The sequence below is a fragment of the Pseudoflavonifractor hominis genome (genome assembly GCF_014288125.1).
In the GTDB taxonomy this organism is placed as follows: Bacteria; Bacillota; Clostridia; order Oscillospirales; family Oscillospiraceae; genus Pseudoflavonifractor_A; species Pseudoflavonifractor_A gallinarum.
Genome location: NZ_JACOPR010000006.1, coordinates 19,666 through 45,836 on the forward strand (window position 1 = coordinate 19,666; position 26,171 = coordinate 45,836).

At 59.6% G+C, this 26,171-nt stretch carries 26 protein-coding genes; 12 read left to right on the forward strand and 14 right to left on the reverse strand.

Going from position 1 to position 26,171, the window contains the following annotated elements:
- Window positions 1-250: 250 nt before the first annotated feature.
- The 11 genes from H8S34_RS10240 to H8S34_RS10290 form a co-directional block, all read right to left on the reverse strand.
- Window positions 251-721, reverse strand: a complete 471-nt coding sequence (locus H8S34_RS10240) for a DUF4358 domain-containing protein (protein WP_186963920.1) — start codon at window positions 719-721, stop codon at window positions 251-253.
- A 49-nt stretch (window positions 722-770) separates the two neighbouring features.
- Window positions 771-1,718: a GDSL-type esterase/lipase family protein gene (locus H8S34_RS10245; RefSeq protein WP_186963921.1), complete on the reverse strand. Its 948-nt coding sequence runs from the start codon at window positions 1,716-1,718 to the stop codon at window positions 771-773.
- A gap of 30 nt (window positions 1,719-1,748) precedes the next feature.
- Complete coding sequence (locus H8S34_RS10250) at window positions 1,749-2,438, reverse strand: YjjG family noncanonical pyrimidine nucleotidase (protein WP_186963922.1); 690 nt, start codon at window positions 2,436-2,438, stop codon at window positions 1,749-1,751.
- Window positions 2,439-2,442: 4 nt separating this feature from the next.
- A complete protein-coding gene (locus H8S34_RS10255; RefSeq protein WP_101691534.1) occupies window positions 2,443-2,919 on the reverse strand; it encodes a threonine/serine exporter family protein in 477 nt (158 codons plus the stop codon).
- 13 nt (window positions 2,920-2,932) lie between these two features.
- Window positions 2,933-3,697 (reverse strand): threonine/serine exporter family protein, encoded by a 765-nt coding sequence (locus H8S34_RS10260; RefSeq protein ID WP_235964301.1) that lies wholly within the window; start codon window positions 3,695-3,697, stop codon window positions 2,933-2,935.
- Between the two features lie 164 nt (window positions 3,698-3,861).
- Window positions 3,862-4,254 (reverse strand): DUF3783 domain-containing protein, encoded by a 393-nt coding sequence (locus H8S34_RS10265; RefSeq protein WP_101691532.1) that lies wholly within the window; start codon window positions 4,252-4,254, stop codon window positions 3,862-3,864.
- 58 nt (window positions 4,255-4,312) lie between these two features.
- Window positions 4,313-5,641: a putative ABC transporter permease gene (locus H8S34_RS10270; RefSeq protein WP_186963923.1), complete on the reverse strand. Its 1,329-nt coding sequence runs from the start codon at window positions 5,639-5,641 to the stop codon at window positions 4,313-4,315.
- Between the two features lie 27 nt (window positions 5,642-5,668).
- Window positions 5,669-6,355, reverse strand: coding sequence for a tRNA (N6-threonylcarbamoyladenosine(37)-N6)-methyltransferase TrmO (tsaA, locus tag H8S34_RS10275; RefSeq protein ID WP_186963924.1), 687 nt, complete (start codon window positions 6,353-6,355; stop codon window positions 5,669-5,671).
- A gap of 13 nt (window positions 6,356-6,368) precedes the next feature.
- On the reverse strand, window positions 6,369-9,758 hold the full coding sequence (locus H8S34_RS10280) for a PAS domain-containing hybrid sensor histidine kinase/response regulator (RefSeq protein WP_186963925.1): 3,390 nt from the start codon (window positions 9,756-9,758) through the stop codon (window positions 6,369-6,371).
- A 98-nt stretch (window positions 9,759-9,856) separates the two neighbouring features.
- Window positions 9,857-11,209 (reverse strand): 23S rRNA (uracil(1939)-C(5))-methyltransferase RlmD, encoded by a 1,353-nt coding sequence (gene rlmD, locus H8S34_RS10285; protein ID WP_101691528.1) that lies wholly within the window; start codon window positions 11,207-11,209, stop codon window positions 9,857-9,859.
- A complete protein-coding gene (locus tag H8S34_RS10290) occupies window positions 11,197-12,015 on the reverse strand; it encodes a DUF3298 and DUF4163 domain-containing protein (RefSeq protein ID WP_186963926.1) in 819 nt (272 codons plus the stop codon). Before H8S34_RS10290 ends, rlmD begins: the two co-directional genes overlap by 13 nt.
- A 161-nt stretch (window positions 12,016-12,176) precedes the next feature.
- Here H8S34_RS10290 and H8S34_RS10295 point away from each other — a divergent pair, with 161 nt between their 5' ends.
- Entirely contained in the window at window positions 12,177-12,734 is a 558-nt protein-coding gene (locus H8S34_RS10295) for a DUF2284 domain-containing protein (protein ID WP_186963927.1), read from the forward strand.
- Here H8S34_RS10295 and H8S34_RS10300 read toward each other — a convergent pair.
- Window positions 12,731-13,213, reverse strand: a complete 483-nt coding sequence (locus tag H8S34_RS10300; protein ID WP_101691525.1) for a SprT-like domain-containing protein — start codon at window positions 13,211-13,213, stop codon at window positions 12,731-12,733. The genes H8S34_RS10295 and H8S34_RS10300 overlap by 4 nt on opposite strands.
- Window positions 13,214-13,705: 492 nt before the next feature.
- Between H8S34_RS10300 and H8S34_RS10305 the strand changes: the two genes are divergently transcribed.
- From H8S34_RS10305 to H8S34_RS10330, 6 genes are all read left to right on the forward strand, one after another.
- Window positions 13,706-14,161: a tripartite tricarboxylate transporter TctB family protein gene (locus H8S34_RS10305; RefSeq protein WP_328821072.1), complete on the forward strand. Its 456-nt coding sequence runs from the start codon at window positions 13,706-13,708 to the stop codon at window positions 14,159-14,161.
- Window positions 14,162-14,177: 16 nt separating this feature from the next.
- Entirely contained in the window at window positions 14,178-15,707 is a 1,530-nt protein-coding gene (locus H8S34_RS10310; protein ID WP_186963928.1) for a tripartite tricarboxylate transporter permease, read from the forward strand.
- A 53-nt stretch (window positions 15,708-15,760) separates the two neighbouring features.
- A complete protein-coding gene (locus tag H8S34_RS10315; RefSeq protein WP_243207990.1) occupies window positions 15,761-16,786 on the forward strand; it encodes a Bug family tripartite tricarboxylate transporter substrate binding protein in 1,026 nt (341 codons plus the stop codon).
- Window positions 16,787-16,913: 127 nt separating this feature from the next.
- Window positions 16,914-17,852, forward strand: a complete 939-nt coding sequence (locus H8S34_RS10320; RefSeq protein WP_101691523.1) for a PrpR N-terminal domain-containing protein — start codon at window positions 16,914-16,916, stop codon at window positions 17,850-17,852.
- Window positions 17,853-17,888: 36 nt separating this feature from the next.
- Entirely contained in the window at window positions 17,889-18,650 is a 762-nt protein-coding gene (locus H8S34_RS10325; protein ID WP_366485883.1) for a sigma 54-interacting transcriptional regulator, read from the forward strand.
- Between the two features lie 223 nt (window positions 18,651-18,873).
- Window positions 18,874-19,275, forward strand: a complete 402-nt coding sequence (locus tag H8S34_RS10330) for a hypothetical protein (RefSeq protein WP_243207991.1) — start codon at window positions 18,874-18,876, stop codon at window positions 19,273-19,275.
- Between the two features lie 45 nt (window positions 19,276-19,320).
- Here the strand turns inward: H8S34_RS10330 and H8S34_RS10335 are convergent, their stop codons facing one another.
- Window positions 19,321-19,584 carry a putative Se/S carrier protein gene (locus tag H8S34_RS10335; protein ID WP_101691520.1) on the reverse strand — a complete coding sequence of 88 codons (264 nt, stop codon included), beginning with the start codon at window positions 19,582-19,584 and terminating at the stop codon, window positions 19,321-19,323.
- Between the two features lie 3 nt (window positions 19,585-19,587).
- Window positions 19,588-20,187, reverse strand: coding sequence for a sulfurtransferase-like selenium metabolism protein YedF (gene yedF / locus H8S34_RS10340; RefSeq protein WP_186963931.1), 600 nt, complete (start codon window positions 20,185-20,187; stop codon window positions 19,588-19,590).
- Between the two features lie 30 nt (window positions 20,188-20,217).
- Here yedF and H8S34_RS10345 point away from each other — a divergent pair, with 30 nt between their 5' ends.
- The 5 genes from H8S34_RS10345 (at window position 20,218) to H8S34_RS10365 (ending at window position 26,142) form a co-directional block, all read left to right on the forward strand.
- Complete coding sequence (locus H8S34_RS10345; RefSeq protein WP_186963932.1) at window positions 20,218-20,391, forward strand: hypothetical protein; 174 nt, start codon at window positions 20,218-20,220, stop codon at window positions 20,389-20,391.
- 219 nt (window positions 20,392-20,610) lie between these two features.
- Window positions 20,611-22,155 carry a ribonuclease Y gene (gene rny, locus H8S34_RS10350; RefSeq protein WP_186963933.1) on the forward strand — a complete coding sequence of 515 codons (1,545 nt, stop codon included), beginning with the start codon at window positions 20,611-20,613 and terminating at the stop codon, window positions 22,153-22,155.
- 86 nt (window positions 22,156-22,241) lie between these two features.
- Entirely contained in the window at window positions 22,242-22,820 is a 579-nt protein-coding gene (gene lepB / locus H8S34_RS10355) for a signal peptidase I (RefSeq protein WP_101691517.1), read from the forward strand.
- 200 nt (window positions 22,821-23,020) lie between these two features.
- Window positions 23,021-25,624: a response regulator gene (locus H8S34_RS10360; protein ID WP_180956720.1), complete on the forward strand. Its 2,604-nt coding sequence runs from the start codon at window positions 23,021-23,023 to the stop codon at window positions 25,622-25,624.
- A 125-nt stretch (window positions 25,625-25,749) separates the two neighbouring features.
- A complete protein-coding gene (locus H8S34_RS10365; protein ID WP_101691515.1) occupies window positions 25,750-26,142 on the forward strand; it encodes a hypothetical protein in 393 nt (130 codons plus the stop codon).
- The last annotated feature ends 29 nt before the right edge of the window (window positions 26,143-26,171 follow it).

A 26,171-nucleotide genomic window follows, 5' to 3' on the forward strand; every position in this document is an offset into this window, starting at 1 on the left:
CTTTGCATTATAGCATTTTCACAAAAGAATGCAAGTAAAACTGTCAAAAATTATATATAGTCTAAAAAGAGACAGAGATATTCATTTAATTGCACAGAAAAGAAAAAAAGCGCCTTTTCTTGGATGAGGATTGCAAAAGCAGGTGCCAAAAGCCTGTATGATTTGGAAAAAGAGGAAGGAAAAGATAGGTATAAAAAAGCGGCCTGGTGGAGAATGGTACATTCTCCACCAGGCCATATCAAAATTCTGCTTACTTCAGGGCGTCCAGCGCCTTTTGTGCAGCATCCGCATCGGCGGCCACTGCCAGCAGGACGGAGTTGCCCCGCTGCTCCAAAATAGCGTTGTCCAGCTTGGAGACCTCGTTGGGCTGGTAATTCTCCAGCGCCTCCTTCTGGTCCGCGACCCGCTGGGTCAGAGCGTCCAGGGCACTCTTCGCGGCATCCTCATCCACCAGGGTGAAGACAGCGATCTCTTCCGCGCCGGCGGTGGGCGTGGTGTAGACGGCACATCCGGTCACATCGGCGCTGTCAATGGCGTAGAGAGTCCCGCAGGCCAGGTCCTGAGACATGGACTCCAGAGGCTCAGAAAAGGCGCCGGAGTCCTGAAGGGCTTGGGCCGTGGCCGCAGGATCAAAGGGAGTGGCAGCTTTTCCGCCGCAGGCAGAGAGCAGGAGACAGAGGGCAGCCAGAGGAAGAAGCCGCCGGAAGAGGGAGGGACGCATGGAGCAAGACTTCCTTTCTATTGTTATAGTGTCATGTAGGTCACATGGGTTACAGGAGAGCGGGGTCCACGGTGTGATTCATCAGATAGGTGAGCCAGGTCTTGTACCAGCTGGTGGTGAAATGCACGCCATCCACGGTGTTTTCCTGGGCCAGGATCCCGTCGGAGTTGGAGAGGGCAGAGGCCACATCCAGCAGAACCACCTGCTTCTCCTCGGCGAGCTGCTCAAAGATGCCGTTGTAGACGGCGACCTTGTCGTTGTTCACATAAGAGGGCCAGTTTTTGGCGCAGAGCGTGGGATTGACCGGCACCTGATTCTGGAGATAGATAATGGCGTTGGGCTGGGTTTCCCGAATGTGATCGATGAGGGCGGCGAATTTGTCGTGGAAGCCCTGGTCGTCGTAATAGCCCAGCTCGTTGATGCCGAGGGAGATGTACACCTTGCTGTACTTCCCGGCCTCAGCGGAGAGCGCGTCCACAATGGAATATTTCTGCCCGTTGATGGTGATGAGCTTTTTGGGATTCTCCTGCATCACGTCAAAAATGGTGATGCCCTTATAGCAGTAGAAGGAGGCGCCCTCAATGCCGCTGTAAAGCTGGAGGCCCTCGGTACGGGAGTCTCCGATAAAGAGCGCGTCGGAGAAATAGGACATATCGACCGGGTCGGAGGCGGGAGCCGGCTTGGTATAGTCGTAGGTACCGTTACCGGCAGGCGCAGGGGACTCGGCAGCAGGTGTGGGGGTGGGAGAAGCCTGGGGCGCGGCGCTCAGCGCGGCAGGAGGCGGCGTGGCAACGGAAGGGGCCACCGGAGTCACGGAGGGAGCGGCCGCAGAAGGGGAGGGGGTGGGACTGGAGGAAGAGGGGGAATCCAACGAAAATGCGCGGGTCAGCGTAGGCGCCAGCAGCAGTCCTGCGCAGACCACCAGGCCGGCGGCCAGCAGAGGGAGAGAGGGACGCCGGGGCGGGCGGCGGTAAGAGGAACGCTTGACGTTAGACATGGGATATGTACCTCATTTCAGGAAATAAAATCAGCACAGGAGCAGCGTGCGCAGCGCGTCAAAATCCGATACCTCAAATGTGGGGAACGGGCCGTTGGGATTGGGAAGCTTCCGGGGATTGTACCAGATGGTGTCAAGACCCGCGTTGATCCCGCCCTGAATATCGGAGAGCAGATTATCCCCTACCACGACAGTACGGGCATGGGACGGGATATGCAGGTCCTGAAGGACTGCATCAAAAAAGGCCTTTTGGGGCTTGCTCACGCCCAGTTCGCCGGAAATATACAGTCCGGAAAAGAGAGGCGGGAGGGGCGAGGCATAGAAGCGGCCCCGCTGGGCATGGGAGACACCGTTGGTGACAATGGCCAGGGTGCAGTGGGGCGCAAGGGCGCGGCAGAGGGCCTCTGCACCGGGAAGCAGATCGCTCCCCTCGGCCAGGCGGTCCAGATAGAAGCGGTTGAATTCCTCCGGATCGTCCTCTCCGCCCATCACACGGGAAAAGACGGCAAAGCGCTCCCGCAGGAGGGTATCCTTGTCAATGGTGCCCAGATCAAACCGGTGCCAGAGCGCCCGATTCACGGAGAGATAGAGCTGCTCCGTCAGGTCATTGAAGGGATAGCCGTGGGCCTCCAGCGCAGCCTGGAGCGCCCGGCGCTCGGCCAGATCGAAGTCAAACAGGGTGTTGTCCGCATCAAAGAGCACATAGTCGTAGCGGGGCAAGAGATCATCTCCTTTGCGCGGAAGTCCGCCTGGTCCGGCGGCAGAAGAGGGTCCACATACGCATGATGGAGGTCACCAGCAGGATGCCCAGCGCCAGCGCGCCGGCCAGGCTCAGCGTCTCCATTCCCTGCTGAAGGAAGAGGGCGGTCTCACCGTGGACGGCATACTCCATCGTATAGTAGATGCCGGCGCCCGGGACCAGAGGGAAAATCGAGATCAGAAGATAGGAAGTGGCGGGACATTTGCGCACCCGGGCCATCCCCTCGCAGTAAGCGGTGAGGGCCAGGGAGGCCAGAAAATACCGCACGACCTCACCCGGGAACCAGGGGGCGGAGAGCAGATAGACCAGCCAGCCTACCGCGCCGCCCAGGGCGGAAATGGGGATCTCACGGCCGTGGATATTGAAGGAGACGGCAAAGGCCACGCAGCCCACAAAGGCGTAGAGGCAGGGGAGAAAGTAGGAGAAGGTGAACAGTTCCAACACATCCACCCCCTTAGACCGCCGGAGCCAGGCTCAGAACAAAGCCGGTTCCCAGTGCGATGGCGGTGGCGATGAGGAGGGCCTCCACCACTTTGTTGACCCCCGAGGTCAGATCGCCGGCCATGATATCCCGCATGGCATTGGTAAAGGCGATCCCCGGCACCAGGATCATCAGCGCGCCGATGGTGATAAAGTCCGGATTGTGTCCCAGACCCATGCCCACCAGAACCAGTGCGCACAGGGCGGCTACCGCTCCGGCAGCCATGGTGCGCACAAAGGAGTTGGCGCCAAGGGGGCCCAGCAGCCGGAGACACAGCCCGATGGCCACGCCGCACAGTCCGCCGCAGATGCCGTCGGTCCAGTCCCCGCCAAAGAACAGGGAATATGCCCCGCCGCCCACAAAATAGGCCAGGAGCATCACGGGGAAGGGGTAGACGAAGTGCCGGGCGGAGATGGCCTCCATGCGTTTCAGGGCCTCCTCTAGCGGGGGAGGCGACTGTACGATGTTCCGGCAGAATTCGTTGTAGGACTCCAGAAGCGAGATGTCCGTTCCGTGGGCGGGGATCCGCCGCACCCGTGTGCTGGCGTGCCCTGCGGTATCGGTGAGACTGACGATCAGGCAGTTGGGAATGGCAAAGACCTCGCCGGTCTCCACACCGTATGCCCGCAGAATGTATTGTACGGATTCCTCCACCCGGTAGATCTCGGCTCCCGTCTCCATCAGACGGAAGCCAAGCTCGGTGGCCAGATCCAGAAGCTGGTCATAATTGATGCTCAAAGTGCGCCGCACCTGCCTTTCCATAGACTGACGGCAGGGGTAAGCCCTGCGTCCGATCGCTACCGAACACTAAGCTTACCTCTTTTTGACGCACGGGACAAGCAAAAAGTTGTTTTTGAGAAAAATTTTATAATCTTGCTTAATAAAATAGAGGATTGTCGAAGTCAATCGGGAGAATTGCCATCTTCAATGGCCTGCCGCTCCTTACAGAGCTCCTGATAGAGCTGATAGAAAGACCAGGAGGCATTTCCAGGGGTCAGGACGGCCTTGTAGACCGAGCGGGGGATCCCGGCCTTGCGCAGGGCGGCCAGCGTCTGATCCAGCGCACGCCCCGGAAGGCCGGAGAAGACCAGAATGCTCTCCTCAATGGAAACAGGATCGGCAGCGGGAGGGGGCGGTACCTCCAGACCCGCAAAGGAGCCCACCGCCTGTCCCAGTTCTTCCATGGAGATCAGCTTGATCCGCAGACCCATACGGATGAAAACGAGACGGGCTTTCGCGGCTTCCTGCGGGGTGGAAGCGTTATAATAGAGGACAAGTCCCTGGGATTTGGGCATGAAGAAGACCTCCTGGCACAATAGATTTTCCACAACGGAGCCGTAAAATGTGGAGAATTCAGTTTACAATTTCAGCCTTCGGATAGATCCGTTCCATCCGTGCGTCGGGGAAGCGGGCATCCAGGAAAGCGGTCACGGCATTCTGAGGGGCATCCGGCTGGGTCTGGCGCTGGGAGTAGCGGGCCAGTGCCAGGGCGGAGAGGGACATATTGCACACCATAAAGACCAGAAGAATCCAGGTCCCCACACGGCCCCAGCGGATGGGAATGCGCTCGATGAGACGGGAGAGCGGGGGGTAGATGTACTTGAGCCAGACCACTGCGGCAATTCCCCAGAAGAAGCAGAAGAGCAGATTGATCCGCCCGCCCAGGTTGAAGGGGAGGTGGCTGTAATCCCAGAAGATGGTGCCGAAGACCAGCTCGGTAAAGACGCTGCACACATATTCATAGGCGCCGCCCAGGATGGTCCCGGCCAAAAAGATGGAGCCGTCGCTCTTATCCTTATATTTATAGAGGGCCGCGGTGAGCATGACTGCGCCCAGTCCCCACACCACGCTGAAGGGGCCCCACACCACGCTGGAACGGCTCATCCACCAGCCAAGGGTAAAGCGGCAGAAGACCGTCTCAATGATATCGCCCAAAAAGGCGGCGATGACAAAGAGCCACACCAGCTTGTGAAAGCAGCAGCCCTGTGCAAAGACAAGGGACTTTTCCCGGCGGTTAGCTTCCTTCTGTGTTTTGACGATTTTTTCGGTTTCCAGGTTGGGATAGGCGTGGATCACACGGCGCTGAATGCGTCCGGTAATGGCATTTCCGAACTGATTGGACAGATTGCGGAAGTCCTCCTCCAGTTCGGTGAGCTTTTTGACCCGGAAGCGCAGCTGGAGGACCGAGACCAGGGAGAGCAGGAAGTCCAGCCCCACCAGTCCGTAGACCACAGCCAGAATGGTCTGGCCGACGGAACGGGGGATGAGCTGTGTCAGATGCAGAAGAAGGGGATTTCCCAGCCGGATGCATACCACGGCCAGGGCGCCCCAGAGGGCCAGAAGGGGAACCGAGATATACCCCTCAAACTGAAAACGGTGCTGGGTGAAGTCCCACCACTTCCGGTGAAAAATGCGCTCCAGCAGGAAGCCGGTCACAAAAATCAGGAAGGCGGAGAGTACTGCGCCGCCCAGGAAGAGGAAGAAGAGGTTTTGGGCCAGTTCCGGGAGAAAAATGGAAAAGAGGACGGCGGCCGTGCCGTAGATGGGGCACAGGGGCAAGTTGAGGAAACCGGTGTTGATAAACGCATGTTTGCGCAGGGAGGACGCCACGACGCCGGCACACCAGCCCAAAAGGGAGTAGAGCAGGAAGAGCCAGAGAAGTTGATAGAGAGAATAGGTCATAAAGACTCCTTTTCAGTGTGCCCCGGGTCAGCAGGGGCGGACATGGCGGACGGTGAGGACGCCTTCCCAAATGGTAAATTGGATATCCCATCCGGCGAAGGCCAGGCCGTAGAGACGGTCGGAATCCTTCTGATAGCTGGGACGGGGGTCCCGGGAGAGCACCCCCAGCAGGGCGGAGCGGTGCACCTCGGGAATCTGCTCCAGAAGAGCGGGGGGAAACTCCACCTCCAGTCTGCGCTCGTCGAGACCGGAAGTAAAGCCGCCCGCGGCATCCGGATGGAGGTCGGTGGCGATATAGGGCTTGATGTCATAGATGGGCGTGCCGTCCATCAGGTCAGCCCCGGCCACCTGGAGCACAGGTCCCAGCTCCGGATGGTGTTCCACGCCCAGAAGGCGCACGGAGGAGAGCCCGATGGGGTTGGGGCGGAAGGGAGAGCGGGTGGCAAACACACCCATCCGCCGGTTGCCGCCCAGACGGGGCGGGCGGACGGTGGGGGACCAGTTCTCCCGTACCGCACCGGAAAACTGCCAGATCAGCCAGATGTGGGAAAAGGCCTCCAAACCCCGCAGGGCGTCGGGATTGCGGTATTCCGGCTCAAAGACCACCGTCCCCCGCAGTTCTTCCACCAGACCACTCTGACGGGGGATGCCGAATTTCGTGGGGAACTGGGTGTGGATGTGGGCGATGACATGGATGGAATGGGTATCAGACATAGTATCCCTCGTTTCACGGTTGGGCGTCGGTACGCCCTCTGGCCACGTCGCGGAGCAGAGCGGCGAGCTTTTCAAATTCCACGGGTTTGGCGATGTGGCCGTTCATACCTGCCGACATGGCCTCGGAGACATCGCTGGCAAAGGCGTTTGCAGTCATGGCGATGATGGGAACGCTGGAGGCGTCGGGGCGGTCCAGCGCCCGGATGGCCCGGGCGGCCTCGTAGCCGTTCATCACCGGCATCTGGATGTCCATGAGCAGGGCGAAATAGGTCCCCGGCGGGGTGGCCTGGAACCGCTCCAGAGCGACCTGCCCGTTTTCCGCCACATCCACCAGAAGACCCTTTTCCTCCAGAATGGTGGCTGCGATCTCCTGATTGAGCTCATTGTCCTCCACCAGCAGTACGCGCTGCCCGTCAAAGTGGACCTCCTGGGCCTGTTGTCTGTGATGGCGGGCCGACGAGGTGAGTACGGCGCGCAGATTGTGGGGCTGAAGCGGCTTGGAGACAAAGAAGTCCACACCGGCCTCCCGGGCTTCTGTCTCGATATCACTCCAGTCATAGGCGGACATGACGGCCACCAAGGTCTCGCCGCCGGTCAGGGTGCGGATCCGCCGTACGGTCTCAACGCCGTCCATGCCCGGCATTTTCCAGTCCACCAGAACAATGTCGTAGTGCTGCTGTTTTTCCAGCTCGTGTTCCAGCATGCTCAGGGCCTTGGCGCCGCTGCCGGCGATCTGAGCCGTGACCCCCATCTGGGAGAGAAGGGTGACAGCCTGTTCCAGAACGGTGGAGTCGTCATCCACCACCAGCACCCGCAGGTCCACGGGGAGATCATCCTCGGCAAAGCCGGATTGGACATCGGGATATTTCAGGGGGATCTCCACCGTAAAACAGCTTCCCTTGCCAAATTCACTCTCCACAGAGATGTTGCCGTTCATGAGATGGACCAGGTTTTGAGTAATGGCCAGGCCCAGGCCGCTGCCCACCCGGGCGTCGGTCTGGCGGTCCTGGGAAAAGGCGTCGAAGATATGGGACAAAAAGTCCTGCGTGATGCCGATGCCGTCGTCCTGCACCTGGAAGGTGAGCAGATCGGAATCTGCCGTCAGCCGTTTGCAGTCGGCGCGGAAGGAGATATGGCCATGCTCGGGCGTATACTTCAGGGCGTTTCCGAGCAGGTTCATCAGGATCTGATGGAAGCGCAGGGCATCGCCGGTATAGGTGCGCCGCAGCTGGGGAGAGACAATCATGCGAAACTCCTGCTCTTTGAGCAGGGCCTGGGAGGAACACACCGCGTTCAGATCCTCGATCAGCTGTAACAGATCAAAGGGCTCCTGGGCAATGGAGAGCTTGCCGCATTCAATGCGGGAGAGATCCAGAATATCGTTGATGAGAGAGAGAAGATACCGGGAGGAAGAGGTGATCTTCTGCAGACAGTCGGCGATTTTTTCCGGTTCCTCCAGGTGGGAGGAGGCAATGGTGGTCATGCCGATGATGGCGTTCATAGGTGTCCGGATGTCATGGCTCATCCGGGAGAGAAAGTCCGTCTTGGCGTCGTTGGCCTGTTCGGCCAGCTTGAGGGCGTCTCGCAGGGCCTGCTGCCGGCGTTCCTGTTCGGCCTTCTGCGCCTCGATATCCTTGAGGTAGAGCATGATGCGCAGAACATGCTCCTCCCGCTCCACCAGCTGGACCTGGAGGCTGAACCAGTGGTATTCACCGGAGACGAGAAGGTTGGGCGCCTCCATGGAGCACTCCTGCCCACCGCTGAGAAAGAACTCCAGCAGCCGTTCCTGGGTGAATTGGGCCAGGAAGCGCTCCCGGTAATCCGGATGGACAAAATGGTCAGCCACCGTCTGGATGTGCTCGGACAGGGTAACACCGCTCTCCATGGGGGTGAGGCCCCCCTCCGACTCCTTCCAGATAATCAGATCACCGGAATAGAGCTCTGCCTCATAGATGGCATCATAGAACCGGCTCACCGCGCTGGAGAAGCGGCGGTTGGCCCGCCGGTTTTCCTCCAGAGCCTCCGCCAATTGGTGCTGGGCGGTCTGGATTTGGGCCTTTGGCTCGTCAATGAGGCGGAAGGTGCCGATCACCCGGGTGATCTCCCCGCCGTCCAGAAGCGGATTTCCCTGGAGCAGATACCAGTGGGGCTCGGCCTCCTGGTAGGGGATAATGCGGACCTCAGCCTGCCGGAGACTGCCGCACAGGACTTGTCGGAGCCGCTCCAGGTCTGCGCCGGAACAGCGTTCCCGCTGCACGACATCGCCCAGATATCCGGGAATGGCAAGGCTGGATTCGCTCTGGCTGTATTGGATACAGAGGTGGTCCTGATGAGGGAAGTACTCAAAGACGATATCGGCGGCCCCTTCCGCCACCAGGCGGTACTTGGCCCGCTCCTGTTCCAGTGCCTCCACCGCTTCGTGGCGGAGGGTCACATCCAGCAGCAGGAAGAGATAGACCGGGTATCCGCCGTCTTCCTCCACACAGGTTCCCTCGCACTGGGCCCAGATGGAGCGGCCATCCCGGCACAGCATGGGAAATTCCAGCGAGATGGGCAGGCGGCGCCGGGCCTTGCTGTGGATTTCTGAGAGAATATGGGCCCGGTATTCGTGGAGAATGCTGTGCCCCATACCCTTGTGGGGCGGGGTACCGAACATCTCCAGGAAGGTGGAACTTCCGCCCAGGAAGGTAGTCTGTTCGTCGATCCGGAACTTGGCCACCCCGCCGGGGAGAGAGTCGTAGAGCGCCCGCTGCTCGGCGGCATGCCGTCGGGCAGCCATGGTCTGGTGCTGGGTGCGGCCGGTGAGCAGGACGCGGTCCGGACCGCAGGCGGAGGGAGAGAGGGGCAGCAGGGTGAGGACGGCATGGTGCTCGCTGCCGTCGCTTTGCTTCAGATCCAGCTCCAGCGGGGGGAGGGGAGCGGTCAGTGCCTGACGCAGCTGCTCCGGGGAGAGGAAATGCTCCAGCAGAGAGACACGGTCCGAGGAGACCTGGCTACACAGCTGCGTGCGCAGCTCTTCTAATGTGCCCCGCTGACCCGAGAGAGCGGGCGGACAGATGCAATATGTGCCCGCGGTAAGGTCCAGCACGTAGGAAAACAGATCGCAGCAGGCGGAGAGCGCCGATACCGGTACCGCACCGGTACAGGGGGAGGAAGTGTCCCCCACCTCCCGCGGAAATGTGCGGGAGAGCATCTCCGCTTCTGTGTCGTCCTGCCAGTGAATGGGCGCGACAGAGGCGTCCGGAAAGGCGGGACAGGGACTTCCGGGCATCAGTTCGGGTGTCAGGGCAACGGCGGCCTGATTGCGGAAAAGAAGTTCCCGGGTCTGGGGATGGACGATGTAGACCGCAGTGGTCTTTAGGCCGTCCAGAATCTCCGTGAGAGAAGAGCGGGGATTTGTCATAGCAGTACCTCCATGGGCACACAGCAAAAGTCCGGGATAGGCCGGCCCGGAAGGCGCTGCGAAGTATCAGTGAATGTAGTTGAGGCGGAGCGGTTGACTCAGCGGCTGGCCCGGATGAGCTGACAGACCGTCTCCACATGGGCGGTGCGGGGGAACATATCCACGGCCACGGCCTTCTGGGTGGAATAACCGCACTGGGCAAAACGGGCCAGATCCCGTGCCAGCGTGGCGGGATCACAGGAGACATAGACGATGCGCTGGGGAGCCATGGAGGCCACCGTCTCCACCACGTCCTCCCGCAGACCCTTCCGCGGAGGGTCCACACACACCACATCGGGGCGGAGTCCCTCCTGGGCCAGACGGCGGGCGGCCTCACCGGCATCTCCGCACAGGAAGCGGGCGTTGGTGATGCCGTTGCGCTGGGCGTTGGCCTGGGCGTCCCGGATGGCCTCCGGGACCACCTCGGCGCCGATGATGGAGCGGGCCTTTCCGGCCATGGTCAGACCGATGGTGCCGATGCCACAGTAGAGATCCAGAACGGTTTCCGTTCCGGTGAGGGCCGCAAATTCGGCCGCTTTGCCATAGAGGATCTCGGTCTGCTCCGGATTGACCTGATAAAACGAGGGGACGGACAGGCGGAAGGTAAGTCCGCAGAGGGTGTCATCCAAAAAGTCATTCCCCCACAATGTGCGGTAGGAGTCACCGAGGATGACGTTGCTGCGCGTCTCGTTGACGCCCAGTACAACACCGATCAGGCCGGGCTCGGCGCTGCGCAGGGCCTGCACCAGCTCCTCCTCGTGGGGGACACTGGTTCCGTTGACCAGAAGGCAGAAGAGAGACTGGCCGCGGCGGTTGGTGCGGACATAGACATGACGTACCAGGCCCTTGCCGCTCTTCTCCTGATAGGCGGGGATGCGGAAGGCGGTCATCCACTCCTTGGCGGCGGTGCGCAGCCGGGCGGCCGCTTCGCTCTGGAGAAGGCAGTCGGCGACATCGGTGACAGTATGGGTCCCGGCCTGATAGAATCCGATCCGGGGACCGGGACAGACGGGGAACTGTGCCTTGTTGCGGTAGCGCTCGGGATGGGCCGCGCCCAAGATCTCCTCCACCGACAGATCCAGTCCGCCGATGCGGCGCAGAGCATCTTCTACCCGCTGGCGCTTGGCGGAGAGCTCCTCCGCATAGGTCATATGGCGAAAACGGCAGCCGCCGCACTGGGCGTCATAGGGACAGTCAGGAGTCAGCCGGTTGGGGGAGGGAGTCAGGACCTCCACCACATGGCCCCAGACCGCGGTGCGTCCCACCTTGTCCAGGTAGACCCGGCAGGTCTCACCCCGCAGGCCGCCCGCCACAAAGACGGCCGCGCCGTCCAGACGGGCGATGCCGGCGCCGTCGCTGGAATAGGCATCGACAGTCAGTGTTTGTATGGTGTGTTCCATCATCCGATCCATGAGACAAGATACTCCTTCAAGGCAGAATAGGGGACGGGGATCTCCACAGGGCTGTTGTTGGCGCCCAGATCCCCGGATTGGAACCAGAAAACGAATCCATCCTTGGTCAGATAGAAGTTCTCCGGCTGAAAAGCGGCCTGGAGCTGTGCTTTCTCCACGCCCTGCTGCATCAGTCCGGCAGCCGTATCCGAGGCGAGAATATACTCCAGCGCCTGTTCCGAGGCGGCAATGGCGTCGGTAAAGCACTGGGTAAAGGTCAGCGAGGCACCGGTGGTCAGGTCAAAGAGCTCCCCCATACGGAAGACAGTGGGGTGCGCGGCCCCCTCCGAGGAGGCATAAAATTCCCGGGCAAAGGAGATGACTTGCTCATTCTGATAGAGGGAGGTGTAGGTCATTTCCTCTTTCATGGGCTGAAACGGAAGCCTGAGAGGACCGGAGAGCTCATAGTCACTGAGGGCGTCCTGGGCGGTGGTGGCGGTGGTATTGTCCAGAAGAGCCTGCCCCTCGGCGGCATACCAGGCGGAAATGGCGGCGAGGGCGGGGGACTCGGATTTATTTTCGAAATCCGGCAGAGTATAGGACACCGACAGTACGGTGGTGCCGTCGTCGGCTGTGTAGTCCTGGGTAAAGACCTGCTCGGAGAGAACAGGTGCAACATAGGTATAAGTGGGGGTGGGAGAGGGAGTAGGAGGAGCCGAAGGTGTGGGGACTGGTGCCGTGGAAGAAGACGGAGCAGGCGCTTTGGGAGAACAGGACACCAGGGCCAACAGCAGAGCGGTCAGCGGGAGAAGTGCGGATCGTTTCATACAGATCTCCTTTCCGGTGCGGCAAAGCCCGCACCTTAAGAGCGCTAGAATATCTTATTATACTCTTCATCTGAGCTGGCGTAAATGGGCAAAGCTTGCATATGGGGGAAAAGAGCAGTAAAATAAAAAAATATAAAATAAATTAGGGAGGGACGGTCGAGATGGACTGGTGCAAAAAGGCGCAGGAATTTGGGTTTGAGCATGTGGGAGTGGTGCGTGCACAGGACCTGGAGTGTCTGCCGGAGGTGCGGGATATGTGTGCGGCAGGCCGGTGCGGGGCCTTTGGTACCCGGTGGACCTGCCCTCCCGGCTGCGGAAGTCTGGAGGAGTGCGCGGCCCGGCTGAAGGAATACGGGGAGGGCGTGCTGGTACAGAGTACCGGCATGCTGGACGACCCCTTTGACGCAGACACCATGATGGAGACAGAGCGGATCCACAAGGAGCGCTTTGCCGCCCTGGCAGAGGCGGCCCGGGCGGAGGAAGCCGACTGCCTGCCCCTGGGGGCTGGGACCTGCCAGCTGTGTGCTCAGTGTACCTATCCGGATGCGCCCTGCCGCTTCCCCCAGCGGGCGGTCATCTCCATGGAGGCCTTTGGACTGCTGGTATCCAGCGCCTGCGAGCGGGCCAGCGTACCCTATTACTACGGACCTAACACCATTACCTATACCAGCTGCGTTCTCTTTCACGGGAAGTGTGCGACAGATACGCCAAACGGCTAAAAGCGCAGCGCCAGTTTGCCGCCGCAGCGGCAGCGATAGCGCTCCGGGTGCTGGGTCAGGCGGGAGGCGCGGGAGCGGGGGAATTCCCGGCCGCAGGAGAGACAGACCACCAAGTGACGCACCAGCTTTTCGTCGGCAAGCCCCAGAGAACTGGGGAGTGCGGTGCGGGTGATGGAGTAGCCGTAAGCGGCATTCATTTGCCCAGCATAGCGCTGCCAGAGCGGCCCGTGGTTCTGGCAGCCGGGACAGGTGTGGAGCAGTTCGTGGGCCAGTGTCTGGCGGATGGCCCGCTCCGGCGCATCCAGAAGGCGGTGGGTCAATTCAATGTGGTATGCTCCGTCCCGAAAGGAGCAGCGGCCAAATCGGGTGAGTGCCCGGGTGTTGATGTGCACGTGGGGGACGATCTGAGCAGAGATCGGGATGCTCAGAGCATGTGCCTCCTGCTGTACCTGGAGCAGGAGCCTGTCAAATGGATGCAAAAGATCCCCTCCTTTTGGAGTATGATACCATGTGCTTCGGTGAAACAGAAGTGGGTAGAGGGATCCTTTTTTTACACAGAAGTTGAATGAAACGCGTTGAAACATATATGTTTCAACGCGTTTCATTTTTTGAAACAAATCGTGAAACAAAATGAAGCAATTGTTCCAAAGCGCAACTTCATAAAAAAATTGAAAACTTTTTGTTAAGAATTTCTGGGGGGAAATATAAGGACATTTTTTAAAAAGACACAGGATAATTTGTACAAAAAGCACCGAAAGAAAAAAGAGAAGTTTGAAAAAATGGGAGATTGGCACAGGCGTTGCTTTTTTATTTGGGCAGAATGAGGCCCGCGTGAGGGTCTTGACCGCCTGCAACTGCATCGGAGGAGGGTAATGTACAGTCGATATGCGTGAGCGGGCAAACTCCGGCGACTCCGCCGGACGGCTGGGCCATAGGAGCACCGGCCGGAAGCAAGAGAGGAGAGATAGAACGTGGAGAAAAAGAAACTCAACACACGGGCACTGATCCCGGTAGTCACTGCCATTGTGGCCATCGTGTTCATTGCAGTCGGCATGATCGACTTTGGATTTTGGGACGCGGGTCCCACCCCTGGATTTTTCCCCATCATCATTGCGGTCGTCCTGCTGCTGGCCAGCATCGCCAGCTTTATCCAGGTGGCCCGGGATAAGGACGGGAAGGACGTTCAGTATAACCGTGCGGAGCTGATGGTCATTCTGGGCGCCGCCGGTATCATCATCGGCAGCATGGTGATTGGTCTGATCCTGAGCTGCCTGGTGTACCTGGTGCTGTGGCTCAAGCTGGTGGAGCATGCACCCTGGAAGCATGTGATTATCATTGAGGCCATTCTGGCCGCCATCATCATCGGCGTGTTTGTGGTCTGGCTGCAGGTTCAGTTCCCCATGGGCCTGTTTGAGCTCTTCATGTAAGGAGGTCTGAAAAAGTATGGAAAACTTTGCAATGCTGTTTGCCGGATTTCAGACCGTTCTGGATCCCGTAAACATCGGCGCCTGTATGCTGGGCGCTATCCTGGGCCTGGTGGTCGGCGCCATGCCCGGTATCGGCAGCCTGGCCGGCGTGGCTCTGCTGCTCCCCCTCACCTATAAGTTTAACCCCACCACCGCGATCATCATGCTGGGCGCCCTCTATTACTCCAACATGTACGGCGGCTCCTTCAGCGCCATCCTGCTGAACATCCCCGGCGATACCCCCGCAATTACGACTGCCCTGGACGGCTACCCCATGGCCAAGAAGGGCCGTCCCGGCCAGGCTCTGGTGGCCGCCAACCTCTCCAGCTTCATCGGCGGCACCATCGGTATCCTGATCCTGACCATTACCGCCTCTGGTCTTGCCCAGGTGGGACTGATGTTCGGCTATGCCGAGATGACCGTGGTGCTGCTCATCGCCATGACCAGCATCAGCTGGCTCATCGGTGAGAACCCCATCAAGGGCATCGTTATCACCATGCTGGGTATTCTGGTGGCCAGCATCGGTATGGACACCCTCTCCGGCGTGCCCCGCTACGACTTCGGCAACATCTACCTGCTGGGCGGCATTACCTTTACTCCCTTTGTCATCGGCTGCGTAGGCTTTGCCCAGGTTATCAAGCTGGTCAATGAGCGCAAGGCTGACGAGGAAAAGCGTCATAATGAGGAGCAGAAGGTGAAGCTCTCCATCCGTGGCAGCCTCCTCAAGGGCCACGATTTCCGCCGCATCCTGCCCCCCATCCTCCGTTCCGGTGTGCTGGGTACCTTTGTGGGCGTTCTGCCCGGCTCCGGTGCCACCACCGGCTCCATGGTGGGCTATGCCATGCAGAAGAAGTTTAAGAGCGAGGAGCCCATGGGCACCGGTGCCATTGAGGGTATCGCCGCCTCTGAGGCCGGCAACAACGCCGCTGCCGCCGGCGCCTTTGCTCCCCTGCTGGCTCTGGGCATTCCCGGTTCCGGCACCGGCGCCGTTCTACTGGGCGGCCTGATGATGTGGGGCCTGAATCCCGGTCCCCTGCTCTTCGATACCAACCCTGAGTTCTGCTGGAGCCTGATCTCCTCCCTGTATCTGGCCAACGTGTTCACCCTGCTGGTGGCCATCCTGATCATCCCTGTGCTCATCAACATCCTGAGCGTGCCCGTCAAGTACATGATCCCCATCATCACCTGCGTGTGCATCGTGGGCGCTTACAGCACCTCTTACTCCATGTACGGCGTGGTCATCATGTTTATCTCCGGTATCATCGGTTACCTGCTGGAGAAGAATGGCTTCCCCACCGCCCCCATGCTGCTGGCCTTTGTTCTGGCCCCCATGCTGGAGGAGAACATGCGCAAGGCCTTTATCGCCTCTCAGGGCAAACTGGGTATCTTTGTCAACAGCCCCCTGAAGCTGGTCCTGCGGGCCATCTTCCTGGTGCTGGTTCTGACTCCCGCGGTCAAGAGCATCCTGCGCAAGGTCAAGGGCAGCAACACCAAGGCTGCGGTCTGATATTCTCTGGACGTATCCTATATCTATAAGAATTCATAAGGAGAAGATGAATCATGAATATGAAGAAGAAACTGCTCTCCCTGTCTCTGGCGGCCATGATGACCGTCTCTCTGGCGGCCTGCGGCGGTGCCTCCGACATCAATGAAAACGGCGAGTTTAACCCCACCAAAAATATTACCTGGATCTGCACCTCTTCCGCGGGCGGCGGCTCCGACCTCTTTACCCGCAAGCTCAGTGAGATTATGACCAACGAGAAGTTGGTCAATGACCAGACCATCGTGGTCTCCAATGAGACCGACGGCGCCGGTGAGGTGGGCCGCAACAAGATCGCCACCATGAAGAGCGGCGCGGACTACAATCTGCTGACCTTCAACTCCGGCGACCTGATGCCCATGGTGGACAACACCAAGAACCGCGCGGAGAACTTCCGGATCCTGGCCATCATGGCGGTGGATAAGCAGCTGCTCTTCACCAGCGAGACTGCGGCCGAGCACAAGACCGACTATGCCAAGGCTGGCGGCGATCTGACCGACTTTGGCGCTGCCATTGAGGCCGCCAAGAACGGCACCTATGTGGTCATCGGCGGATCCAAGGGCGACGATATCGCCACCTACAACGCCCTCCTGGAGGAGCTGGGCCTGACCCAGGATCAGATGGGCTACATCACCTATGACTCCACCGGCGACGCCATCACCGCTGCTCTGGGCGGCAACCTGGACCTCGTCATCTCCAAGCCCGCCGCCGCCTCCCAGTATGTGGAGTCCGGCGACCTGACCCCCACCCTGGCCCTGTCCACCGAGCGCTTCACCGGCAATCTGGCCGACGCCCCCACTCTCTCTGAGATCGGCGACTATGAGAACGTAGAGAAGCCCGTGTGGCGCGGCGTGGCTGCCCCTGCTGCTATGAGCGATGAGGCAGCGACCTACTGGAGCAACGTTCTGGGCCAGTGCGCCGAGAGCGAGGCCTGGAAGGAGTACCTGGAGCTCAACCAGCTCATCGACGAGTACAAGGCCACCGAGGAGGCCACCCAGTATGTGGCGGACTTCCAGGCTGACTACCTGGCTTCCAAGGAAGGTTGAGCCGAAGGCTAAAATATAGTATCATGGGAGCGGACCTGCGAGATCAGAGGGTTCGCTCCCTATTTTCTGTGAGTGCCCCGGCCGGTGGACCGGGGGGAATCAAAACGGATGGGAAAGGAGAGGTCTGATGGTCAATGTCATCGTATTTGTCCCTGCGCCGGAGATGCTCAAGCCGGTGGAACGCCTGGTGGAACGGATGCAGAGCGATGAGGTCCACATTGACGCCGTCCATTGCTTCGGCACGCCGGAGATCCTGCACCATCTGGAGCGCTATGACGTCATTGTAGCCCGAGGGATCACCTATGGAAAGGTCCAGGAACTCTATCCGGAAAAGCATGTGACCCACCTCAGCTTTGACGGGATGGATATCATGGGCGCGCTGCTCCAATGCCGGGAGGACTTTCACCCGAACCGGATCGGCCTGTGCCTCAAACGGGAAGAGGTACAGAGTATTCTGGGCGGTCTGGAGGAATTGTGCCGGGCAAAGATCCGCATTTATGAGGTGACAGACGAGCAGAGTGCCATTCAGGCGGTGGACGCCTGTCAGAGCGACGGGATGGACGCCGTGGTCTGCGGTGGAACCGTCGGGCACATCTGCCAGGGCAGAGGGATGCCATATACCTATATCCACATTCGCTCCGAGACGCTGGAGCATGCTCTGGTGGAGGCCAAGAATACGGCGATCAGCATCAATACAGAGCGGACCAAGAGCAATATCATCCGCATGATCCTGGATGGGAATGAGGACGCTGTGCTGGCCGTGGATGAGTCCGGCCGTATTCTGGAGGCCAATGACCAGGCCTACCAGCTCTACCATCTGGCCTTCGTGGCGGACTGGAAGGGACGGCGGGTGAGCGATATCCACCCGGACCTCACCTTTATTGGGAACCGGGAAAATCCCTGCCGGGACGGCGATGAAAATTTCCTCAATCTGTACGGGCAGCGCTTTCTCGTCAAATACAAGCTCATTTCCGGCGAGACCTCCGGTCTTGGAACGCTGATCACCACCCAGGCAGCGGATAAGATCTTGCAGGAAGAGCGCAAGATACGCCGGGGCCTGCTCTAGAAGGGACTGAGCGCCAAGTACTCCTTCCGGGACATCATCGCGGTCAGTCCCGCTATGCAGCACAAGGTGGAGATGGCAAAAAAATTCAGCCAGGCCCCATCCAATGTGCTGATCACCGGGGAGACCGGTACCGGAAAGGAGCTCTTTGCCCACAGCATTCATGCCGCCAGCAGCCGGGCGGGCCAGCCCTTTGTGGCGGTCAACTGCGCCACCCTGCCCGAAACCTTGCTGGAGAGCGAGCTGTTCGGCTATGAGCCGGGGGCCTTCTCCGGGGCGTCCCGGGAGGGAAAGACGGGCCTCTTTGAGCTGGCCCACCACGGGACCATTTTCCTGGATGAGATCGGGGAGATCCCCGTCACCCTCCAGGCCAAACTCCTGCGGGAGCGGCCGGACGATATTTTGCCTCTGGTAGAGAGCCAGATCCGTGTGTTGGCTGCCGAGCAGGGAAAAAGTCCGCCTCTGCTGACGCCGCAGGCCCGGGACCTGCTGCGCCGCTACGCCTGGCCGGGCAATGTGCGGGAGCTGCGCAATGTCTGTGAGCGGCTGGTGGTGCTCAGCAGCGCCCAGGCGGTGGATGAGGAGGCCCTGCGGGATCTTCACCTCTTTTTCCCGGAGCGGGAGAGTCCGCGGACGGTGGAAGTGGAGCGGCCCATGCAGGAACCCATCACCTTCCAGATTCCGGTCACCATGAAGAAAAAGGACCTGGCCAAGGAGTTGGGGATCAGCCGTACCACCCTCTGGCGTATGACCAAGCGGCAGGAGGCCCTTCGAAAGCAGCAGGAAGAAAAGACACCCTGAGCCCTCCTGTGGCATACCCTGAGGCAGGAGGGGATGCCATATGCCGTCACAGAGACCGCCCGGATGCTGCCTGTGCTGTGTCCCGGGCCCGCCGGGTCCACAGGGGCCAGCAGGCCCGCCGGGTCCACAGGGGCCAGCAGGCCCGCCGGGTCCAACCGGCCCGACCGGCCCCATCGGGGCAACCGGCCCGGCTGGCGCTGCCGGCCCCACCGGCCCTCAGGGGTTGTCTGCTTTTACGGACTATGCCCAGTTCTTGGTCAACCAGGGCAGCTACAGCGATGGGACCTATGTGCGCTTCCATGATTTTTTGCCTGGTCAAGGCACCTTTACACTCCAGAACGGAGATACTGTGCTGACTCAGCCCCGGCGGATTGCCTACTGCGCCTGTCATCTGGTGGCGCAGCTGCCGGCCGGGGGAAGCTGTGCGGTGATTCCGGTGACCGGTCTGGCGGAGGAGGATATGCTGCGTGCCGTGATACATGCTGCGGATGAGCAGCCGCTGTCCATGGTAACACAGTTTCTCTTTGTGGTGCCGGTCCAGACCGGACTGCGGTTTCTGGTCCGCAGCAGCGGGCCCGTGACCCTGGATGGCGCACTTTCTCTTTTTTCGGTTACAGAGTACTGAAAATCCCCCGGAGGTATCCTCCGGGGGATTTCAAATGAACATACGTTATCCAAACAGGGGCTGTGCGGTAAGCGTGGGGCCGTGCCCGCTTATGCCATAAAAGGCGTACTCATCTGCCCGCAGCTCCGAATGGGAGAGGAGCGAGCGGGCTTCATCGGCCGCGTCAGGGGCGAGACGGACGGCAATGCCGCAGCTGGCCGAAATCTCCCGCAGGACCGGCATGGTCTGAAAGGGAAGGTGGCCTTTCAGGGCCCGCTGAGCCTGGATGGCCCCGCTGGAGGAAGAGAAGGTAATCAGACAGTAATCCATGACTTAGAGAGAGATCACCTTGCCCGCTTCCTGCATACGGGTGAGAATGTCATACATATTGCTGACGGTACCGGCGGCGAGCTGATCGGCGATCCCGTAGAAGTTCAGGCAGGTACCGCAGACCAGTACCTCCACGCCGCGGTCAAGCAGGGTCTGGAGGTGCTGGGCCACCTGCTCATCCCCGGCGGGCAGTTTTACGCCGGCATTCATGAACAGGATGGAGCGGGGGAGATCGTCGGACTGGGCCAGCGTATAGAAAAACATCCGCATGAGATTGGTGCCGAGCTCCCGGTCACCGTCGCCAATGATGTCCCGGCCCACAAAGATGGCGTAGCCGGCAGAGGAAGCGGGCGCGCAGACCGGCTCCTCCGCAGAGGCAACAGGCAGGGAACCATTTTTCAAAAAGGACAGGCAGTAAGCCCCGTCCTTCTCCTCCACCGAGGCGTCAAAACCCTGGTTCGCGGCAAGACGCTGGAGGTTTCCAACGGCAGTGGTATTGTCCACCAGAACGGTGAACTGACTCTCGCCCGCGGAGATGGCCTCCTTGGCCATGAGCACCGGCATGGGACAGGCCTTTCCCTTGGCGTCAATGATACGAGACATAGTAAAATCTCCTTCAAATGGTTTCTTTTTGTGAAAAATATTATAGATTTGAAGCGGGAAACTGTCAACTGGAGTGGAACGGCAGGGGGAGAAGAAAGCGGTTTTCTTCCGGAAAAACCGGACTGGAGAGGAGCACTTTCCGCGAAAATAGAGGGATATGATCCCTTTATAAAAAAAATCAATATTAGCTTGCGTCTTTATTGAATAAATGACGTGAAATGGACACTGGAAACTGTTGTGTCGGATACGAAACTTCTTGACAGGGGAAGCGCTTGGTTCTAAAATAGATTCGGTGTAATATTTTGAAAAACAAGAGGGGAAGTTTTTCGAATTTTGTGTGGATTGGCCAAAGGAAACCGATTCCACAGACATCATAACAACAAAAATTACAAATAAACTATATGGAGGTGTGTTCAAACCTTGATGCAGACAATCATTGCCTGTGTGATCACAGCCGTGGTCGCACTTGCCATAGGAATCCCCGCCGGCATTCAGTGGCGGAAAAACGTGGCCGAGAAGGAGATCTCCAGCGCGGAAGAGGAAGCCAAGCGCATTATCAACGAGGCCATCAAAGGCGCGGAAGCGAAAAAGCGCGAGGCCCTGGTGGAAGCCAAAGAGGGGATTCTGCAGGCCCGCAACGAGTACGAGCGCGAAGTAAAGGAGCGCCGTGCCGACCTGCAGAAGCAGGAGCGCCGGCTCCAGCAGAAGGAAGAGAACCTGGACCGCAAGACCGAAAATATGGAGAAGAAGGAAGAAAACCTTCAGAACAAGCTGACCGAGCTGGAGAATGCCCGGGAAGAGGTGGCTGTGGTCAAAAAGACCCAGATGGAAGTTCTGGAGCGGATCTCCGGCTTTACCGCGGAGGAGGCCAAGGCTTACCTCATCCATCAGATCGAAGATGATGTGACCCACGAGGCCGCCATGAAGGTCAAGGAGATCGAGACCCGCTATAAGGAAGAGGCCGACACCAAGGCCAAGGAGATCCTCTCGCTGGCGATTCAGCGCTGTGCGGCTGACCATGTGGCCGAGGCCACCGTCTCTGTGGTTCCCCTGCCCAATGATGAGATGAAGGGCCGTATCATCGGCCGTGAGGGCCGCAACATCCGCACGCTGGAGACCCTGACCGGTGTGGACCTGATCATCGACGATACCCCCGAGGCCATCACGGTCTCCTGCTTTGACCCGGTCCGCCGGGAGATTGCCCGTATTGCCCTGGAGAAGCTGATCCAGGACGGCCGGATCCATCCCGCCCGCATCGAGGAGATGGTGGAGAAGGCCAAGCGCGAGGTGGACGCCACCATCAAGGCCGAGGGCGAGCGCGCCGTGTTCGAGACCAATGTGCACGGCCTGCACCCCGAGCTCATCAAGCTCCTGGGCCGCATGAAGTACCGCACCAGCTACGGCCAGAACGTGCTCAACCACTCCATCGAGGTGGCGCACCTCTCCGGCCTGCTGGCTGCCGAGATCGGCGCCAATGTGGCGGAAGCCAAGCGCGCCGGCCTGCTGCATGATCTGGGCAAGTCCATCGACCACGAGGTGGAGGGCTCCCATGTCCAGATCGGCGTGGAGCTGGCCCGGAAGTACCGGGAGAATGAAAACGTGGTCCACGCCATTGAGGCGCACCACAACGATGTGGAGCCCCGGACCATCGTGGCCTGCCTGGTGCAGGCGGCCGACGCCATCTCTGCGGCCCGTCCCGGCGCCCGGAGAGAGAACCTGGAAAACTACATCAAGCGTCTGGAGAAGCTGGAGGAGGTCACCTCTTCCTTCCCCGGGGTGGAGAAGTCCTTTGCCATCCAGGCCGGACGTGAGGTGCGCATCATGGTCAAGCCGGATCAGGTGTCTGAGGATCAGATGGTCCTCCTGGCCCGGGACATTGCCAAGAAGATCGAGGACGAGCTGGAATATCCCGGACAGATTAAGGTTAACATGATCCGGGAGACCAAAGTCGTCGAGTATGCCAAATAAGCCGCGGCGGACAGTCGCTGCGGAACACCAGGCGGAGGCCCCGGCGGTAAACGCCGGGGCCTCCCCGCGCAGAAGGAGAAAATACTATGGCAGACACACAGGCAGTCAAGAAGGAGAATGAGCCGGAGGAGCAGGCGACCCTGGGGCAGAGTCTGTACAGCTGGCTTCAGGCAGTGGCGCCTGTCATCATCGGGATCGTGCTGGTCTTCACCTTTGTGGGACGGCTGACCCCCGTGGACGGACCGTCCATGGAACCGACCCTGTGGCATGGGGATATGATGGTCGTGCGTAGTCTGGGGTATACCCCCAAGCAGGGGGATGTGGTGGTCCTCACCAAGCCATTTGAGAATATCACCGGGCCCATTGTCAAGCGTGTCATCGCCGTGGGCGGACAGACGGTGGAGATCGACTATGCGGCCAATACGATCTATGTGGATGGCGAGGAGATCCCCCAGGACTATATTCTGGAGCCCATGGAGCAGAAATCCTGGCAGACCATCTCCACCATTACGGTGCCGGAGGGAGAGGTCTTTGTGATGGGAGATAACCGCAATGTCTCCAATGACAGCCGAAATCCCGATCTGGGTACGGTGGATACCCGCTATATCCTGGGAAAGGCGGAGCTGGTCCTCTTCCCCTTTGGAGATCTGGGACTGATTCGCTGAGCCACAGAATCATTCATCCATAAAAGCGGCAGAGCGTCCCCGGAGCCATCGGCTCCGGGGACGCTCTCTTTTCCGATCCGGGACGATGTTGCCAGTTTTCGTGTAACCCGCTATAATAAAAGCATATTTGTTCCACGCAATTGGGCATGGCGGAAAGGCGGGAATGCAAGGTGGAGTGGAAGGGGAAAGCGAAGGAGATCATGCCATGGGAAGGCCGGGTGACCCTGGTTTCGGGTCTGGTGCTGGTGCTCCTTCTCATTGCGTTCGTATTTATGACCATTCTGAACACCTATCGTCTGATGGAGCAGTTGGAGCAGATCTCCGAGCATCCCTTCCGGGTGCTGGGCTCCGCCTCCATCCTGCAAAATGACCTGGAGCGGATACAGGTCTATACGGAACGCCTGCAATATAACAACGATCCCGACATGGTGGCCGAGGTCCGTGAACAGATCGAAACGATCTATTTGGAGGTGGAGGAGCATCTTCAGATAGTGGAAGAGCGCTATCTGGGAGAACATTCGGAGGTCGCCGCCCTGCGCGAGCAGCTGGAGCGGCTGAAAACAGCCAACGAACAGCTCTTCCAATATGCCGCCGCGGAGGAGCGCAGCGAATCCGAGATCGTTGCCTTCACACAGCAGGAGATTACATCCAGCCAGGCCGAGATGGAAGAGATCCTCTCGGGCATCATGGACTATGCCAGAGACCGTTTTGATTACTATTATAGCGCGGCGGGAGACATCCGTACCGAGGGTACGATCTTTGTCATCCTTATTACGGCCGCAGTGGTAGCGGTATTGAATTTTTACCGCACGCGGATCCGCCGTCAGACCAGAGAAATCCTGCGGCAGAACCGGCTCTTTGATCTGCTGGGCAGAACCGTGGATACCGTCTTCTTCATCAGCTCTCCCAGAAGCGGCCGGGAGGACTATATTTCCCCCAATGCGGAGCGCATTCTGGGCGTACCCGTGGAACAACTGATGAAAGACCCCTATGTCCTCAGACCCTATATTACCGAGAAGGAGCGGGAGAGCATTGCGGCCGCGCTGAAAGACGGCGGGGAGAGCTGCTGGAAGAGCACCGTGTGTTACCGCCATCCTCATACCGGTGAGGACCGGGATCTGTTGATTCAGGTCTACCGGGTATCCGGTGGAGAAAAAGAGGATGAGCCCCAGTATATCACGGTCTTTACCGACGAGACCCAGCTGCTGCGTACCCAGCGGGAGCTGGAAGAGGCCACCGCCCGGGCGGAGCAGGCCAGCCGGGCCAAGAGCGAGTTCCTCTCCCGCATGTCCCATGAGATCCGCACGCCTATGAACGGCATCATCGGCATGACCCTCATCGCGCTGCAAAAATCCGATGACCGGGAAAAGGTGGTGGAGTGCCTGCGGAAGATCAGCATGTCCTCCAAGCACCTATTGGTGCTCATCAATGATGTGCTGGACATGTCCAAGATCGAGAGCGGAAAGCTGGAACTCAAGCGGGAGCCCTTTGATCTCCGGCGGCTGCTGGAAGGCGTGGCGGATCTGGCCTATGGACAGGCGGCCCAGCGGGAGATCACCTTTGGAATGCAGCTGGTGGGGGATATGGACGAGCAGCTCATCGGCGATTCGCTCCGGGTGAACCAGATCCTGATGAATCTCCTCTCAAACGCGCTGAAATTCACACCGCGTGGCGGAAAGGTTGCTCTGCGTGTGGAGCTGCTGGAGAGCAATGTCCAGACCCAGCAGATCCGCTTTGAAGTGCAGGACACCGGGTGCGGCATCGCGGAAGAGAACTTTGGAAAGATCTTTGAGACCTTTGAACAGGAGAGCGCCGGAGTGGCCCACCAGTATGGCGGGACCGGCCTGGGCCTTGCCATCTGCAAACGCTTTGTGGAGATGATGGGGGGGCGGATTGGGTTGAGCAGTACCCTGGGGAAGGGGAGCACCTTCTTTGTCCACATTCCCTTCCAGCGTGTGGAGAGTGCCGGTACACCGCCGCGGGAGGAGTACCGACAGCTGCGGGCTCTGGTGGCAGATGACGATCTGGAGAGCTGTGAGCACATCGCCCTGCTCCTGCGCAAGCTGGGCGCCCGGTGCGACTGGGTGGACAACGGCTATGAGGCCCTGGCCCGGGTGGAGCGCGCCCGGGATGAGAGCGATCCCTACGGTCTGGTGCTGGTGGATTGGAAAATGCCCTTCCTGGACGGCGTGGAGACCGCTCGCAGACTGCACGGAGAGGCCCCGGAAACGGCGGTCGTACTCATCACGGCCTTTGATGAGGATGAGGTGCGGGAGAAAGCAAAGAACGTGGGTGCCCGGGATGTACTGAACAAGCCGGTATTTGAGTCGGCTCTGGTGGACCTGCTGGACCGGCTGTGGTCGGAGCGGGGGGCCTTTCCGGCCCGGGAAGAGGGCCCGGCCGACTATGATTTCCGGGACAAGTGCATTTTGATCGTAGAAGATAACGATTTGAACCGGGAGATTGCTGTGGAGCTACTGGGACCATCCGGCGCCCGGCTGGAGACGGCCTGCGACGGCCAGGAGGCGGTAGAGCGGTTTGCGGCCTCCCGTCCGGGACACTATGATCTGATCCTGATGGATGTGCAGATGCCCCGGATGGACGGATATGCGGCCACCCGGGCCATCCGCGCCATGGAGCGGCCCGACGGAAAGTGCATCCCCATTCTGGCCATGACGGCGAATGCTTTCTCCGAAGATGTGGAAAAGAGCCGGGAGGCCGGGATGAACGGGCACATCTCCAAGCCCATCGACCTGGCCGAGGTGTACCGCACTCTCTCTGCTGCGCTGGGCGGCGGAATGTGAACGCCCCTTCCGGGAAGAATGAAAACTGTGTGCCTTTTCAATTGCTTTTTCCCACGTCATGGTGTAAAATGAGGAGAAATCAGACTTGAAAGCGCTGCGATTGCCGCGTGAAAGGAGACTTCCGCATGGACGAGCGTATGCAAGAATTCCTGGACCGAACGAAAGCGGCGGCGGCCACGATGGGAACAGCAGCCCAGGCGGCGGCGTGCTATGCCGGGAAAAAGACCGGGGAAGCCCTCGGCGCGGCCAAACTGAATATGAAGGCGCTGGAGTTGGAGCGGGAGTGTAAGGGCCTGCTGCGTGACATCGGAGAAAAGGTCTATGAGTCTCTCCAGACCGGGGAAGACCACAGCGATTTTCTGGAGGAGCGCATGGAAGAGCTGGAAAAACGCTACGCCCAGATCGAGCATCTGCGGGAGCAGGCTGCCGCGCTGCGGGATGTTAAGGTGTGCCCGGCCTGCGAAAAGCACTGCGGTTTACAGGATCGATACTGCAAACACTGTGGAGCGGTTCTATAAGAGGCCAACCAACACAATCAAGAGGGGAG